Consider the following 15,990-nt stretch of genomic DNA (forward strand, 5'->3'; position numbering starts at 1 on the left):
CCGAACGTCCCTTAAAACGGCCCGAGTTCGGAGGCGTACGGCGGCTCCGCACCCGCCCGGGAGCAGGTGATCGCGGCTGCCCGCGCCGCGAATCGAAGCAGCTTCGTCCAGCCGTCGGCGCCCAGTCCCGCGAGCGCCTCGGCGGACAGGGCATCCTGGGCGCCAAGGCCATGCAGCAGAGCCGCGTTCACGGTGTCGCCGGCGCCGATCGTGTCCACGACGTCGACCTCCTCACCCGGGACGGCGTACACGGTGCCGTCGGGGGTGAAGGCGCTGAGACCGTCACCGCCGTGGGTGATCACCACTGCGGAGGGGCCCGACGCCAGCCATTCGCGCGGGGTGCCGCCCAGCCACAGCGCGTCCTCCTCCGAGAGCTTGAGGAGAGCCACCGAGGGCAGCCAGCTTTTGAAGCGCGCCCGGTAGGCGTCCGGGTCCGTGATCAGACCTGCCCGGATGTTCGGGTCCAGAGCGGTGAACAGACCCTGCCCGGCCGCACCGCGCATCAGCTCCTCGTAGGCGCTCGCCCCCGGTTCCAGGGCGAGTGAGAGCGTGCCGAAGGAAATGGCACGGGTCGTGGCGGGAAGGCCGGCGGGGGCGGTGAACAGGCGGTCGGCGGTGCCGTCGACATAGAAGGAGTAGGAGGCCGAGCCCTGCGCGTCGATCGTGGCGGCCGCGAGGGTGGTCGGTTCCGTGCCGCGCTCCACGAGGGAGACATCGACACCCGCGCGCCGCAGCCCGTCCAGCAGGGCCTCGCCGAAGGCGTCGGACGAGGTGCGGGAGCAGAACGCGGTGGGGGAGCCGAGGCGGCCGAGTGCCACGGCCGTGTTGTACGGGCCGCCGCCGAGCGCCGGCTGCAGGGGTGCGAGGGCGCCCGTGCCCTGCGGTACCAGGTCGATCAGTGCCTCACCGGCGACGACGATCACGAGAGGGTTCCTTCCTCGGGGTACTCGGAATGCTGGTGGTGTCCGGACCGCCCGGACTGCGGGACCTGCTGGGAGCGTGCGGAGCGTGGCCGCGCCGCCCATACCGACCCGGCCCGCGCGGTCGCCGCCGCCCCGCCGTCCTCCTCCTGGCAGCCGCACGACGTCCGGTGCACGAACGTGCACGGAAGCCGTACGGTCCTGGCGGGCCGGTCGGGTGCGGCCAGCCGTTCGAGGAGCACCCGGACCGCCTCGGCGCCGATCTCTCTGCTGGGCTGGGCGACGGCGGTGAGGCGAGGCGAGAACAGATCGGCCCAGGCGAAGTCGTCGAAGCAGCACAGGGCGATGTCGTCCGGCACACAGAGGCCGTGTGCGCGCAGGGCGCCCAGCGCGCCGATGGTCATCGCGTTGTTGGCGGTGACAAGCGCCGTGGGCGGCACGGAGAGCGACACCAGGGCCGCGGTGGCCCGCTCGGCTCCGGCGGACTCGGAGTGGCCGGAAACGACCAGACCTTCGTCGAGGGGCAGCCCGGCGGTGGCGAGCCCCTTCCGGTAGCCGATGATGCGTTCGCCGGTGGTGCTGAGCCCGGGGAGCCCCGCGACCAGGCCGATCCGGCGATGACCGAGACCGGCGAGGTGGGTGACGAGTCGGGCCGTCGGCTCGGTGTTCTCGGCGCAGACCTGGTCGAAGCGCGGCGCGGTGTCCGCGCGGCCGTCGATCACCCGGTCGAGGAGGACGGTCGGCACGGCGTGCCGGTCGATATAGGCGAGGAGTGCGTGCGGGTCGGCGGAGGGGGCGACGATCATGCCGTCGACACGGCGCTCGTGCAGAAGCTGGACGACCTTGCGTTCGTGCTCGGGGTCGTCGTGCGGATCGGCGATGAGCAGGCTGTAGCCGTGTTCCAGGGCAGCGGCCTCGACGCCCTGGAGGATCTCCGTGAAGTAGGGGTTGCTGATCGCCGACACCGCGATCCCGATGGAGCGGGTGCGGGAGGTCACCAGGGAGCGGGCGAGGGTGTTGGGCGTGTAGCCCAGTTCCTCGATGGCGTCGAGCACCGCCTGACGGGTGTGGGGCAGCACCGGACGCGTCTCGTTCAGCACATGAGAGACGGTCGCCACGGATACACCCGCGCTTCGGGCGACGTCGGCCATGGTGGGCACGGGGCTCCCCTCCTTCGCGTCCAGCCCTTGGGCAAGGCTCTTCCGTTCCCTCGCGGGTTGCCTCGGGCCGTGGGCCTCGGCCGGGAAGCTACCCCATCCGGCAGCGTCGCGTAAACGCTTACGCAAGCGTTTACGTCCGATCGGGTGAACTCTCCCCAGCCATGTTCCCGCCCTCCGCCCGGCCCATCGGCTGCGCCGGTCGATCCGACCTCAGCCCCACCAACGTCGACCCGCGCCTATGGTCGGCCCGGTTGCCCCCGCCCCCCACACGCCCAACGTCCCCCACCCACCTCGAAAGCGGGACGATCCGCCCAGGTATCGTCGCCCTGCCCTCCTACCACCACCGTCCCTGCCCCGCCCCGCCTGGAGCCCCTCATGCCCGCCGCCCGCCCCTCCGCCAGCCGCCGTACCGTCCTGCGTGGGGCCGCGGTCACACCGGTCGCCGGGATCGGGCTGGCCGCCTGTTCGGCTCCCGGCGGCGGAGCCGCGGCGGACGCGACGCCGACCGCTCCGGTCGATCTCGGGGCGGAGAGCGAGGTCACCAAGGGCAGCGCGAAGCTCTACCGGGAGCACAACGTCGTCGTCAGCCGCTCCGCCGACGGCGCACTGAAGGCGTACAGCACGATCTGCACGCACGCGGGGTGCCCGATCAACAAACTCCAGGGCACGACGCTGGTCTGCCCCTGCCACGGCAGCGAGTTCGACGCGGTCACCGGAAAGGTGGTCCGGTCGCCGGCCACCGAGCCGTTGAACGAGCTGCCGGTCAAGGCCGCGAACGGGCGGATCGTGGCGGGGCCGGGAGCCTGATCCCCGGAGGCCGGTTCAGGGTCGGGTCATTCCCAGTCCCAGCCGATCCCGAGAAGGCCCGGCCGTACTCGGGGCTCGACCAGGTGGACGGAGCGGTGCAGTCCGCTCAGCGGGAGGGCCTGCCGGCCGCTGCGCGGGGCCGCCGCGGAGTGCTGGGCGAACCGGTGGCAGCGCGTCGGCAGTGCGTCGGCGGCGAAACGCACCTGGAGGGTGTACTGGCCGCCGGGAAAGCCGAAGTCACGGACGTACTCGCGGGAGACGCCGGCCGTGCCGTCCTCCACGGCGTAGCGGAAGAGAAAGGTGTCGCCGGAGCGCAGGCGGGTGCCGAAGAGGAGCTCGGCGACGAGCAGGCCGGTCTCCGGGTCCGAGCGGATGCGTCCGGTGCGGCAGTTCTCCAGGGCGCGCACGCTCATGTGCTGCGGGGCGCAGCCGGGGTCACCGTGGTGGACGGCCACGAAGCGGTCGACGCCGTCCCGGTGGGCGCGCACGATGTGCTGCGATTCACGGGCGGCCAGTTCGCGGTGGGCGCCGATCCGCACGCGCTCGTGGTGTCCCAAGGCGTGCAGACCACCATCGAGGGACCAGCCGAGCTCGGCCTGCAGACGGTCCAGGACGTCGGAGGCCTCGATCAGGGAGCGGTAGGAGCGGGCGGCGGGGCGGCGTGCGGCAGGGCCCTGGTCGGTATCGGCCAGCAGCCGGATCAGGGACTCCTCCGGGAGCTGGAGTATCTCCTCCAGCGCGCGGACGGCCCGCAGCGACTCCGGGCGCTGCGGGCGGCGGGCCCCCTGCTGCCAATAACTCAGGCTGGTGACACCCACTTTGACCCCGTAGCGCGACAGATGGTGCTGCACGCGCTGGAGCGGCAGCCCGCGGGCGGCGATCGCGGCGCGCAGGGCCACATGGAAGGGGCCGCCGCGCAGGGCCGAGTCCAGTTCCGCGGTGGCGACGTCCGCGTGCTGTGTGCCGTGCCGCATGCAGAGGGGCCTTTCTCTTGGGGGGTTCACAACGGCTGGTCAGGCCGTTGGCGCGGGTCCGGGGCCACCCCGTCGGCGTCGGGGCGGCCGCACCTGGGTACGCCGCGTCCGCAGGCCGCTGCTCACGGCCCCGAGTTCCCCCGCATTGAAGCGTGTTGACCAATCCCCGACAACACCTTCGACCGGCCGAGGGCGCCCACCTGGCCGAGGCGTGATCCCGTCGCCGGAAGGACCGTGCGGGGGAGAGGGTGCCGTGGTCGTCCGCGTGGCCGAAGCCCGTTCGCGCGTAGGGCGCCGATTTGGGGAGGAAGCCGGGCAAGGTCCGTGCCAGGTCCGTTGCGTTCGGCTCAGCGGTTCCGCGCCGGTCATGGGGAGGCCCCGCGTCGACGGAGTGCCGGGACGGCTCACGATGCCACCGAGGTGGCCGATTCCGAGATCCGCTCCCGGCGCGGGCGGGCGGGCGGGGCCTGGTCGCGCCCGGAGCGCGAGGTTCTCGCTCCGACGGCGGAGAGCGGCAGGCGAGGGGCCCGCACGGCGAGGGGCTGCACGGCGAGGGGGCGTGGTGACAGGGCTGAGTGGTGACGGGGCACGCGGCCGCCTCGGCAGATGCTGTCTCCGGGTCCGCTTGGCGCCGCTGGTCTCGCGCCCCAGGGCCCCCGGCGGCGGCGCGCCGCCCCTGGACGTCCCATGAGCCCCCTCCCCTGTCAGCCCACCATCCCCGGACGCACCCGATGCCCTCCGCCGTGTCGGCCGGCTTCCCCAGATGCTCCGATGCCCCTCTGCCCGGCATTCCCCGTATACCTCCGGGCCCCTCCTCTACCTCCGGGCCCCTCCTCGCCCGGCGTTCCCGGACACCCCGCGAGCCCTCTCCTTTCCGCAGCCCCGCTGGCCCTGCCGCCCCCGCCGGCCCCGCCGGGGTTGTCCACAGGCTCGTCGCGGTGTCGGTGTGCGCCAGTAGGGTGTGAGACATGGCCGACCCCTCCAGCTACCGCCCCAAGCCGGGACAGATCCCGGACTCTCCCGGGGTGTACAGGTTCCGTGACGAGCACCGCCGGGTGATCTACGTCGGAAAGGCGAAGAGCCTGCGCCAGCGCCTGGCGAACTACTTCCAGGACCTGACGAGCCTGCACCCCCGCACCCGGACGATGGTCACCACCGCCGCGTCCGTGGAGTGGACCGTGGTGTCCACGGAGGTCGAGGCGCTCCAGCTGGAGTACTCCTGGATCAAGGAGTACGACCCCCGGTTCAACGTCAAGTACCGCGACGACAAGAGCTACCCGTACCTCGCGGTGACGATGAACGAGGAGTTCCCGCGGGTCCAGGTGATGCGCGGTCACAAGAAGAAGGGCGTTCGCTACTTCGGGCCGTACGGCCACGCGTGGGCGATCCGGGACACCGTCGACCTGCTGCTGCGCGTGTTTCCGGTGCGCACCTGCTCCGCCGGGGTGTTCAAGAACGCCACCCGCACCGGCCGCCCCTGCCTGCTCGGCTACATCGGCAAGTGCTCCGCCCCCTGCGTCGACCGGATCTCCCCGGAGGACCACCGCGAACTGGCCGAGGAGTTCTGCGACTTCATGGCCGGCCGCACCGGCACCTACCTCCGCCGTCTGGAGAAGCAGATGATGGCGGCCGCCGAGGAGATGGAGTACGAGCGGGCCGCCCGCCTGCGCGACGACATCGAGGCCCTGAAGAAGGCCATGGAGAAGAACGCGGTCGTGCTCGCCGACGCGACCGACGCCGACCTGATCGCCGTCGCCGAGGACGAGCTGGAGGCGGCCGTCCAGATCTTCCATGTGCGCGGGGGCCGCGTGCGAGGTCAGCGCGGCTGGGTGACGGACAAGGTGGAGGACGTCACCACCGGAGCCCTGGTCGAGCACGCCCTCCAGCAGCTCTACGGCGAGGAGAGCGGGGACTCCGTCCCCAAGGAGGTGCTGGTCCCGGCGTTGCCCGAGCCGGTCGAGCCGGTCCAGGAGTGGCTCACCGGCCGCCGCGGGTCGAATGTCTCGCTGCGCATTCCGCAGCGCGGCGACAAGAAGGCCCTGATGGAGACCGTGCAGCGCAATGCCCTGCAGGCGCTCGGCCTGCACAAGACGAAGCGCGCCTCCGACCTCACCACCCGCTCCCGGGCGCTGGAGGAGATCGCCGACGCCCTGGACCTGGACAGCGCCCCCCTGCGTATCGAGTGCTACGACATCTCGCACCTCCAGGGCGACGACGTCGTGGCCTCCATGGTCGTCTTCGAGGACGGCCTGCAGCGCAAGAGCGAGTACCGCCGCTTTCAGATCAAGGGCTTCGCCGGCCAGGACGACGTGCGCTCCATGCACGAGGTGATCACCCGCCGCTTCCGCCGCTACCTCGCCGAGAAGGAGAGGACCGGTGAGTGGGCGGAGGAGGACGGCACGGAAAGCCCGCTCACAGACGCCGGCGTCCTCACGGCCTCCGGCGCACCCACGGCCGCCGACGCGCCTACAGTCGCCGGTGCGCCCACCGACGCCGGCGCCCTCACAGCCTCCGGCGCACCCGCGGCCGCCGATACCCCGACGGCCGCCGGCACCGACACCGGCACCGACACCGACACCGGCCCGGTCAACGGTTTCAAGGACGACGACGGGCGCCCCAGGAAGTTCGCCTACCCACCCCAGCTCGTGGTCGTCGACGGCGGCCAGCCCCAGGTCGCGGCGGCCAAGCGGGCGCTCGACGAGCTGGGTATCGACGACATCGCCGTCTGCGGCCTCGCCAAGCGACTCGAAGAGGTCTGGCTGCCCGAGGACGACGACCCCGTGGTCCTGCCCCGCACCAGCGAGGGTCTCTACCTGCTCCAGCGCGTCCGTGACGAGGCGCACCGCTTCGCCATCACCTACCAGCGCACCAAGCGTGCCAAGCGCTTCCGCTCCGGCCCGCTGGACGACGTACCGGGCCTCGGTGAGACCCGCAAACAGGCGTTGATCAAGCATTTCGGCTCGGTGAAGAAGCTGCGGTCCGCCACAATCGAGCAGATCCAGGAGGTGCCCGGGATAGGCCGCAAGACGGCCGAGACCATCGCCGTGGCCCTCGCCCAGGCGGCCCCGGCCGCGCCTGCCGTGAACACGGCGACCGGAGAGATCATGGATGACAGGGAAGACGAGGCGCCCGAGACGACGGCGGACGCCTCGGGGGAGCCCGTACCCGCGGGCGCCTCCGAGGCGCCCGAGACGACGGCGGACGCCTCGGGGGAGCCCGTACCCGCGGGCGCCCCGGACGATCGGGGGCAGGAGAGATGACCGAGCGCGACGCACAGCACACAGCCCGGCGAGATCCGGCGTTCAGCGACACGCAGGGTCCGCCCGAGAAAACGCACAACGAGGCGGGCCAGGATCAGCCGCAGGAAGCGGAAGCGGGCCAGGAAAACGGAGCAGAAGTGAGCACGGACGCCACTCCGGCCGGAGTGCCCGAGGCGGCCATCCCCGAGCTGGTGATCATCTCCGGCATGTCGGGAGCGGGCCGGTCGACGGCGGCGAAGTGTCTGGAGGACCTCGGCTGGTTCGTCGTGGACAACCTCCCGCCGGCCCTCATCCCCACCATGGTCGAGCTGGGCGCCCGCTCCCAGGGCAACGTGGCCCGGATCGCGGTCGTCGTCGACGTGCGCGGCCGGCGCTTCTTCGACAACCTGCGCGAGTCCCTCGCCGACCTCGACAGCCGGGGCGTCACCCGCCGGATCGTCTTCCTGGAGTCCTCGGACGACGCCCTGGTCCGCCGCTTCGAGTCGGTGCGCCGCCCGCACCCCCTCCAGGGCGACGGCCGGATCGTGGACGGCATCGCCGCCGAGCGCGAGCTGCTGCGCGAGCTGCGCGGCGACGCCGACCTGGTGATCGACACCTCCAGCCTCAACGTGCACGAGCTGCGCGCCAAGATGGACGCCCAGTTCGCCGGTGAGGAGGAGCCCGAGCTGCGGGCCACCGTGATGTCGTTCGGCTTCAAGTACGGCCTGCCGGTCGACGCCGACCTGGTCGCCGACATGCGGTTCCTGCCCAACCCGCACTGGGTGCCGGAGCTGCGCCCGTACACCGGCCTCAACGAGGAGGTGTCGGCGTACGTCTTCAACCAGCCGGGCGCCAAGGAGTTCCTCGACCGGTACGCCGAGCTGCTGCGACTGATCGCGACCGGATACCGGCGCGAGGGCAAGCGGTATGTGACCATCGCCATCGGCTGCACGGGCGGCAAGCACCGCTCGGTCGCCGTCTCCGAGAAACTCGCTGCCCGTCTGGCCGCCGAGGGAGTGGAGACCGTAGTCGTGCACCGGGACATGGGGCGCGAGTGACCGGACGCTCTCCACGGCTGAGCAGGCTGCGCCGGGTCGTGCCCGAGTCCCGTTCGGGCCGCCCCGTCGAGGCCCGCGGCGCCCGGCCGCGCCGGCGCGGTGCCCAGCCCAAGGTGGTCGCGCTGGGCGGCGGCATGGGCCTGTCCGCCTCGCTCGCCGCGCTGCGCCGGATCACCGGCGACCTCACCGCCGTCGTCACCGTGGCCGACGACGGCGGCTCCAGCGGGCGCCTCCGCGACGAACTCGGCGTGCTCCCTCCGGGTGATCTGCGCAAGGCCCTCGCCGCGCTGTGCGGTGACGACGACTGGGGCCAGACCTGGGCCCGGGTCATCCAGCACCGCTTCCAGTCCAAGGGCGACCTGCACGAGCACGCGGTCGGCAATCTGCTGATCGTCGCTCTGTGGGAACAGCTCGGCGACCACGTCCAGGCCCTGGACCTGGTCGGCAAGCTGCTCGGCGCGCACGGGCGGGTGCTGCCCATGTCCGCCGTGCCGCTGGAGCTCCAGGCCCTGGTCAAGGGCCATGACCCGGAGCGGCCGGAGGAGGTGGACATCGTTCGGGGGCAGGCCACGGTGGCGCTGACACCCGGCGAGGTGCAGTCCGTGCACCTGGTGCCGCACGACCCGCCGGCCGTGCCGGAGGCCGTCGCGGCGGTCCTGGACGCGGACTGGGTGGTGCTGGGCCCCGGGTCCTGGTTCTCCTCGGTGATCCCACACCTGCTCGTCCCCGATCTCCTCGACGCGCTCACCGAGACCAAGGCCCGTAAGGTCCTGTCGCTGAACCTCGCACCGCAGCCGGGTGAAACCGAAGGCTTCTCCCCGCAGCGTCATTTGGAGGTTTTGGGCCGACACGCCCCTAAACTCGCCCTGGACGTGGTGCTGGCCGACGAGGCCGCCGTGCCCGACCGCGACTCGCTCACCGAAGCCGCCAAGCGGCTGGGAGCCGCGGTCGAGCTGGGCCCCGTGGCCCGGACCGACGGATCACCCCGGCATGATCCGGAGCTGTTGGCCGCCGCGTACGACCGTATTTTTCGGATGCATGGAAGGATCGGCCCATGGCGATGACGGCAGCGGTGAAGGACGAGATCTCCCGGCTACCCGTCACCCGGACCTGCTGCCGGAAGGCGGAGGTCTCCGCCATTCTGCGGTTCGCGGGCGGCCTCCACCTGGTGAGCGGGCGCATCGTGATCGAGGCGGAGCTGGACACCGCGATGGCGGCCCGGCGTCTCAAGCGGGACATCCTGGAGATCTTCGGCCACAGTTCCGAGTTGATCGTGATGGCACCCGGCGGGCTGCGCCGCGGCTCGCGGTACGTGGTGCGGGTGGTGGCGGGCGGCGACCAGCTGGCCCGACAGACCGGACTGGTGGACGGCCGGGGCCGCCCGATCCGGGGCCTGCCCCCGCAGGTCGTCTCCGGGGCGACCTGTGACGCGGAGGCGGCCTGGCGCGGCGCCTTCCTGGCGCACGGCTCGCTGACCGAGCCCGGCCGTTCGTCCTCCCTGGAGGTGACCTGCCCCGGCCCGGAGGCCGCGCTCGCCCTGGTCGGGGCGGCCCGCCGGCTGTCCATCGCCGCGAAGGCCCGTGAGGTGCGCGGGGTGGACCGGGTGGTTGTCCGGGACGGTGACGCGATCGGCGCCCTGCTGACCCGCCTCGGCGCGCACGAGTCCGTGCTGGCCTGGGAGGAACGCCGGATGCGCCGCGAGGTGCGGGCCACCGCGAACCGCCTCGCCAACTTCGACGACGCCAATCTGCGCCGCTCCGCGCGCGCGGCGGTCGCCGCCGGAGCACGGGTCCAGCGTGCCCTGGAGATCCTCGCCGACGAGGTGCCCGAGCACCTCGCGGCGGCCGGCCGGCTGCGCATGGAGCACAAGCAGGCCTCCCTGGAGGAGCTGGGCGCGCTAGCAGACCCGCCGCTCACCAAGGACGCCGTCGCGGGCCGGATCCGCCGTCTGCTGGCGATGGCCGACAAGCGCGCGTCTGACCTGGGCATCCCGGGCACCGAGGCCAACCTCAGCGAGGAACTGGCCGACAACCTCGCAGGCTGAGGCACCGTCAACACGCCGGTGTCGATGGCCACGACGGTCGTCGGCACCGGCGTTTGCATCTCTTTTAAGCCACCATGAGCTGTCCGTGAGGCGCCCTTGACTGGATCATGAAGTGTCATGAGCCTGGCAGGGGTTCGCCGCCGTGGCGGGCCACTGCTAGGGGGGTTCATGAGACACAGAGCGAGATCGATCCTCGCTGTCGGCGCGCTTCTGATCGGCGGAGCCGCACTCGCACCCATGGCCCAGGCGCAGACCGCGGGTTCGGCGAAGCCCGACCCCGACGAGGTCAAGGTCTACCGCGCCGACGTCACCAAGAAGCAGATTCCCCTGCTGCTCAAGGCCGGCCAGGACGGCCATGAGCTCGGCGACCAGGTCACCGGATCCGGCAAGACCGAAGTCGAGCTCTATCTCACCGGCGGGCAGGCCCGGACCCTGGAGAAGCAGGGCGTCGACCTCACCGAACACACGCTGTCGGCCAAGGCGGAGACCCGTGTCGCGGACGCCTCCCAGGGCGTGTTCCGCCCGTACAGCGGCAGCGGCGGGCTCAAGGAGGAGATCCTCCGGACCGCGCAGGCCAACCCCGGCCTCACCAAGGTCGAGTCCATCGGCAGGACGGTCAACGGCCAGGACATCCTCGCGCTCAAACTGACCAAGGGCGCGAAGAGTTCCAAGGACGGCTCGAAGCCCTCCGTGCTGTACGTGTCCAACCAGCACGCGCGCGAGTGGATCACGCCGGAGATGACCCGCCGGCTGATGCACTACTACCTGGACAACTACAGCACCGACAAGCGCATCAAGAAGATCGTCGACTCGACCGAGCTGTGGTTCGTGCTGTCGGCCAACCCCGACGGCTACGACTACACCTTCCAGGACTCCGACGCCCGCCTGTGGCGCAAGAACCTGCGGGATGTCAACGGCGACGGCGCCATCAGCACGGGTGACGGCGTCGACCTCAACCGCAACTTCGGCTACAAGTGGGGCTACGACGACGAGGGTTCGTCCCCGAACCCCACCAGCGAGACCTACCGCGGCGCGAGCCCCGAGTCCGAGCCCGAGACCAAGGCGCTGGACGACTTCGAGAAGCGCGTCGGCTTCTCGTACGGCATCAACTACCACTCGGCCGGCGAACTCCTCCTCTACGGCGTCGGCTGGCAGGTGGCCACCCCGACCCCGGACGACGTCCTCTACAAGGCGCTGGCCGGCACCCCGGACAACCCGGCGATCCCCGGCTACCGCTCGCAGGTCTCCTCGGAGCTGTACACCACCAACGGCGAGGCGGACGGCCACGCGTCGAACGTCAACGGCATGGCGATGTTCACCCCCGAGATGTCGACCTGCCAGACGGCCTCGAACATCGACCCGAACGACGCCTGGAACGCCGCCGACTGCCAGTCGGTCTTCAACTTCCCGGACGACGAGACGCTCATCCAGGACGAGTTCGCGAAGAACGTTCCGTTCGCGCTGTCCGTCGCCGAGACCGCCGCCCACCCCGACCAGCCGGTCTCCTCGGTCGGCCTGAGCGCCGCCGACTTCACCCCGGCCACGTTCTCCACGTCGTACTCGCGTGGCGCCGACCAGGAGGTCTCCGCCGTCGTCCGCAAGGCGATCCGCGACAAGGAGCTGAAGTACCGCGTCAACGGCGGCCGCACACGGGACACGGCACTCAGGGCCTGGAAGGGCGGCGAGACCTACGGTGGTGACGACAACCTCTACTTCGACGAGTACCGGGCCAAGGTGAAGGACGGCGTGCCGGGCGACAAGGTCGAGGTCTGGTTCACCGGTGAGACCAAGAGCGGCAAGAAGGTCTCCAGCTCGCACTTCACGTACACCGTCGCCGAGCGCCCCAAGGCGGACACCCTGGTGGTCGCCGAGGAAGGCGCCAAGGCCACCGAGGCCCAGACCTATGTCGACGCGCTGAAGGCGGCCGGGCACAAGGCGGTCGTCTGGGACGTCGCCACCCAGGGCGCACCCGACGCACTCGGCGTGCTGAAGCACTTCGGGACGGTCGTCCACTACTCCGGCACCAAGGGCCCCGGCAACGACACCCAGCTGCAGCTGCGCGCCTATCTCAACGAGGGCGGCAAGCTGGTCGAGGCGGGCGAGCTGGCCGGTGGCAGCGTCGACCTCGGCGACGGCACCCCGTCCAACGACTTCAGCCAGTACTACCTGGGCGCCTACTCCCGTACGTCGACACCGGGCGCCACCGGCTTCACCGGCTCCGGTTCGCTGGACGGCTTCGGCGGAGCCCTCAGCGGCACCACCGCCAACCCGCTCGACAAGGCCGGGACCTACTCCGTCACCTCGGACGAGCTCTCCACCGAGACCTACCCCCAGTTCGCCAGCGCGGGCGCCGGCCAGTTCGCCGGGACCATCAACCCGTACGGGCCGTACTCGGGGTCCTACATGGCGGCGGCCGTGCACACCGACGACGCCTACAAGCGCCTCACCCGCACCATCGACCTCACCGGTGTCACCGCGTCCGACCAGCCGGCCCTGAGCGCCAAGCTGCTCTGGGACACCGAGCCCGGCTACGACCACGCGGTGGTCGAGGCGCACATCGTGGGCGCCGACGACTGGACGACCCTGCCCGAGGCGGGCGGTGCCACCAGTGACGCCGTGCCGAGCGAGTGCGGGGCCGGGTTCCTGATCGCCGAGCACCCGTGGCTCAAGCACTACCTGACCATCGGGAACAACCAGTGCACCGCGAGCGGCACCACTGGCTCCTGGCACAGCCTCACCGGCAGCTCCGCGGGCTGGCAGTCCGTGAAGTTCGACCTGAGCGCCTACGCCGGGAAGACCGTCGAGGTCTCCATCGGCTACATCACCGACCCGAGCACCGGCGGACACGGCGTCCTCGTCGACGAGGCCTCGCTCGTGACCGGCGGCACGGCCACCCAGACCGAGGGCTTCGAAACCTCCTTGGGCGCCTGGAGCGTCAGCGGACCGCCGGCCGGCAGTCCGGCCGTCCTCAAGGACTGGGAGCGCACCGGAGCCCTGTTCAAGACGTACGGGGCCGTCACCACCGGCCGCACCGTGCTGCTCGGCTTCGGCCTGGAACAGGTCACCTCGGCCGCCGAGCGTGCCTCTCTGGTGAAGAAGGCGTTGACGGCACTCGACAACTGATCGCGACGGCACGCGACAAGTGAGCCGACCCGCTCACGAACGAGTGACAACAGGCTGAAACGCGGTCGGCATTCCGTGACAAAGCGGCGTGATACGACCCCCGATCCGAGGTGGTCCGTACCCCTACTGGCGGGTACGGACCGCCTCGCCGTGTATGGGGCATCTGGATGTCACCTCGGGAGCCTCAGGGAGGTAGGGTCGTGGGTGGTCGGGGACATCCCAAATACAGCTCGCCGGCACCGCATGGCCGGCGTACCAACGAGGAGATCGGTTCGTGACGATCCGCGTAGGCATCAACGGCTTCGGCCGCATTGGTCGCAACTACTTCCGCGCGCTGCTGGAGCAGGGTGCTGACATCGAGATCGTGGCTGTCAACGACCTGGGTGACACCGCGACCACCGCCCACCTGCTCAAGTACGACACGATCCTTGGGCGCCTCAAGGCCGAGGTCTCGCACACCGCCGACACCATCACGGTCGACGGTCACACCATCAAGGTCCTGTCCGAGCGCAACCCCTCCGACATCCCGTGGGGTGAGCTGGGCGTCGACATCGTCATCGAGTCGACCGGCATCTTCACCAAGAAGGACGACGCCGCCAAGCACATCGCCGGTGGTGCGAAGAAGGTCCTCATCTCGGCTCCGGCCAAGGACGAGGACATCACCATCGTGATGGGCGTCAACCAGGACAAGTACGACCCGGCGAGCCACCACGTCATCTCCAACGCCTCCTGCACCACCAACTGTGTGGCGCCGATGGCGAAGGTCCTCGACGAGAACTTCGGCATCGTCAAGGGCCTGATGACGACGGTGCACGCGTACACGAACGACCAGCGGATCCTGGACTTCCCGCACAAGGACCTGCGTCGCGCGCGTGCCGCCGCCGAGAACATCATCCCGACCACCACCGGTGCCGCGAAGGCCACCGCCCTGGTCCTGCCGCAGCTCAAGGGCAAGCTGGACGGCATCGCGATGCGCGTCCCGGTCCCGACCGGCTCGGCCACCGACCTGGTCGTGACGCTGCAGCGCGAGGTCACCAAGGACGAGGTCAACGCCGCGTTCAAGAAGGCCTCCGAGGACGGCGACCTGAGCGGCTACCTGGCGTACACCGAGGACGAGATCGTCTCCTCGGACATCGTCGGCGACCCGGCCTCCTGCACCTTCGACTCCTCCCTGACCATGGTCCAGGAGGGCAACACGGTGAAGATCCTCGGCTGGTACGACAACGAGTGGGGCTACTCCAACCGCCTCGTCGACCTCACGGTCTTCGTCGGCAACCAGCTCTGATCGGCCAAGCAGGCACCTCGATGCGGTAGCAGGGCTCGGGCAGCGCACGGTCGCGCCGCCCGAGCCCTGACGCGCGTAAGGATCGACCCGGCGTCTACGGTTCGATCAGCCCTCGTACGATCAAGAGCCCTCCTGTAGGAGTCCCCACCCATGAAGACGATCGACGAACTCCTCGCCGAAGGGGTCGACGGCAAGCGGGTCTTCGTCCGCGCCGACCTCAACGTGCCGATGTCCGACGGCCTCATCACCGACGACGGCCGCATCCGCGCCGTCCTGCCCACCGTCAAGGCCCTCGCCGACGCGGGCGCCAAGGTGGTCGTCGCCTCGCACCTGGGCCGCCCCAAGGGCGCCCCGGACCCCAAGTTCTCGCTGCTCCAGGCCGCCGAGCGGCTCGCCGAACTCCTCGGCGCCCCGGTCGCCTTCGCCCAGGACACCGTCGGCCCCGCCGCCCACGACGCGGTGAACGGCCTGCAGCCCGGCCAGGTCGCGGTCATCGAGAACCTGCGTTTCAACGCCGGCGAGACCTCGAAGGACGACACCGAGCGCGGCGAGTTCGCCGACCAGCTCGCCGCCCTCGCGGACGTCTACGTCGGTGACGGCTTCGGCGCCGTGCACCGGGGGCACGCCTCCGTCTACGACCTTCCGGCCCGGCTGCCGCACTACGCCGGCTACCTGATCGCCACCGAGGTCGGCGTCCTGAAGAAGCTCACCGAGGACGTCAAGCGCCCCTACGTGGTGGTGCTCGGCGGCGCCAAGGTCTCCGACAAGCTCGCCGTCATCGACGAACTGCTCGGCAAGGCCGACCGCCTCCTCATCGGCGGCGGCATGGTCTACACCTTCCTCAAGGCCAAGGGGTACGAGGTCGGCAGCTCCCTCCTCCAGGAGGACCAGCTCGACACCGTCACCGAGTACCTGGAGCGCGCCGAGAAGACCGGCGTCGAGATCGTCCTGCCCGTCGACACGCTGGTCGCTCCCGAGTTCCCGGACCTGTCCGGCAAGGCTCCGTCCAACCCCAGCACGGTCGCCGCGGACGCCATGCCGGCCGGCCAGATGGGCCTGGACATCGGCCCGGAGACGGCCAAGCTGTACGCCTCGAAGCTCGCCGACGCCGCCACCGTCTTCTGGAACGGTCCCATGGGCGTCTTCGAGCACCCCGACTACGCCGCGGGCACCCGCGCGGTCGCCCAGGCTCTCGTCGAGTCCAAGGGCTTCACCGTCGTCGGCGGCGGTGACTCCGCAGCCGCCGTGCGCATCCTCGGCTTCGACGAGAACGCGTTCGGACACATCTCGACCGGTGGCGGCGCCTCCCTCGAATACCTTGAGGGCAAGACGCTCCCCGGCCTCGCCGCACTGGAGGACTGACCTACATGGCTGAATCTA

11 protein-coding genes are annotated in these 15,990 nt (G+C 70.9%); 8 read left to right on the forward strand and 3 right to left on the reverse strand.

From position 1 onward, the window contains the following. Positions 1-11 precede the first annotated feature (11 nt). Both AB0D59_RS22520 and AB0D59_RS22525 read right to left on the reverse strand, forming a co-directional pair. Entirely contained in the window at positions 12-923 is a 912-nt protein-coding gene (locus tag AB0D59_RS22520) for a carbohydrate kinase (protein WP_362568021.1), read from the reverse strand. After that, the gene (locus AB0D59_RS22525) at positions 920-2,080 is read right to left on the reverse strand and encodes a LacI family DNA-binding transcriptional regulator (RefSeq protein WP_362568024.1); all 1,161 of its coding nucleotides are present in this window, start codon (positions 2,078-2,080) and stop codon (positions 920-922) included. The genes AB0D59_RS22520 and AB0D59_RS22525 overlap by 4 nt, the downstream gene beginning before the upstream one ends. A 375-nt stretch (positions 2,081-2,455) precedes the next feature. On the opposite strand from AB0D59_RS22525, the gene AB0D59_RS22530 reads away from it, so the two are divergent. Beyond that, positions 2,456-2,887, forward strand: a complete 432-nt coding sequence (locus tag AB0D59_RS22530) for a Rieske (2Fe-2S) protein (protein ID WP_362568027.1) — start codon at positions 2,456-2,458, stop codon at positions 2,885-2,887. Between the two features lie 26 nt (positions 2,888-2,913). Here the strand turns inward: AB0D59_RS22530 and AB0D59_RS22535 are convergent, their stop codons facing one another. Continuing rightward, positions 2,914-3,861, reverse strand: a complete 948-nt coding sequence (locus tag AB0D59_RS22535) for a hypothetical protein (RefSeq protein WP_362568030.1) — start codon at positions 3,859-3,861, stop codon at positions 2,914-2,916. 968 nt (positions 3,862-4,829) lie between these two features. Between AB0D59_RS22535 and uvrC the strand changes: the two genes are divergently transcribed. The 7 genes from uvrC to AB0D59_RS22570 all read left to right on the forward strand — a co-directional run bounded on the left by uvrC (position 4,830) and on the right by AB0D59_RS22570 (position 15,972). Further along, positions 4,830-7,121 (forward strand): excinuclease ABC subunit UvrC, encoded by a 2,292-nt coding sequence (gene uvrC / locus AB0D59_RS22540; RefSeq protein WP_362568032.1) that lies wholly within the window; start codon positions 4,830-4,832, stop codon positions 7,119-7,121. Next, the gene (gene rapZ / locus AB0D59_RS22545; RefSeq protein WP_362568035.1) at positions 7,118-8,158 is read left to right on the forward strand and encodes an RNase adapter RapZ; all 1,041 of its coding nucleotides are present in this window, start codon (positions 7,118-7,120) and stop codon (positions 8,156-8,158) included. Before uvrC ends, rapZ begins: the two co-directional genes overlap by 4 nt. Next, the gene (gene yvcK / locus AB0D59_RS22550) at positions 8,155-9,222 is read left to right on the forward strand and encodes a uridine diphosphate-N-acetylglucosamine-binding protein YvcK (protein WP_351694916.1); all 1,068 of its coding nucleotides are present in this window, start codon (positions 8,155-8,157) and stop codon (positions 9,220-9,222) included. The genes rapZ and yvcK overlap by 4 nt, the downstream gene beginning before the upstream one ends. Then, the gene (gene whiA, locus AB0D59_RS22555; protein ID WP_089100932.1) at positions 9,213-10,202 is read left to right on the forward strand and encodes a DNA-binding protein WhiA; all 990 of its coding nucleotides are present in this window, start codon (positions 9,213-9,215) and stop codon (positions 10,200-10,202) included. The genes yvcK and whiA overlap by 10 nt, the downstream gene beginning before the upstream one ends. Before the next feature lie 168 nt (positions 10,203-10,370). After that, positions 10,371-13,325 (forward strand): M14 family zinc carboxypeptidase, encoded by a 2,955-nt coding sequence (locus AB0D59_RS22560; RefSeq protein ID WP_362568040.1) that lies wholly within the window; start codon positions 10,371-10,373, stop codon positions 13,323-13,325. A 274-nt stretch (positions 13,326-13,599) separates the two neighbouring features. Further along, entirely contained in the window at positions 13,600-14,610 is a 1,011-nt protein-coding gene (gap, locus tag AB0D59_RS22565; protein WP_362568043.1) for a type I glyceraldehyde-3-phosphate dehydrogenase, read from the forward strand. 150 nt (positions 14,611-14,760) lie between these two features. Next, positions 14,761-15,972, forward strand: coding sequence for a phosphoglycerate kinase (locus AB0D59_RS22570; RefSeq protein ID WP_362568046.1), 1,212 nt, complete (start codon positions 14,761-14,763; stop codon positions 15,970-15,972). Positions 15,973-15,990: the final 18 nt, after the last annotated feature.

It is taken from the genome of Streptomyces sp. NPDC048417 (genome assembly GCF_040651615.1).
In the GTDB taxonomy this organism is placed as follows: domain Bacteria; phylum Actinomycetota; class Actinomycetes; order Streptomycetales; family Streptomycetaceae; genus Streptomyces.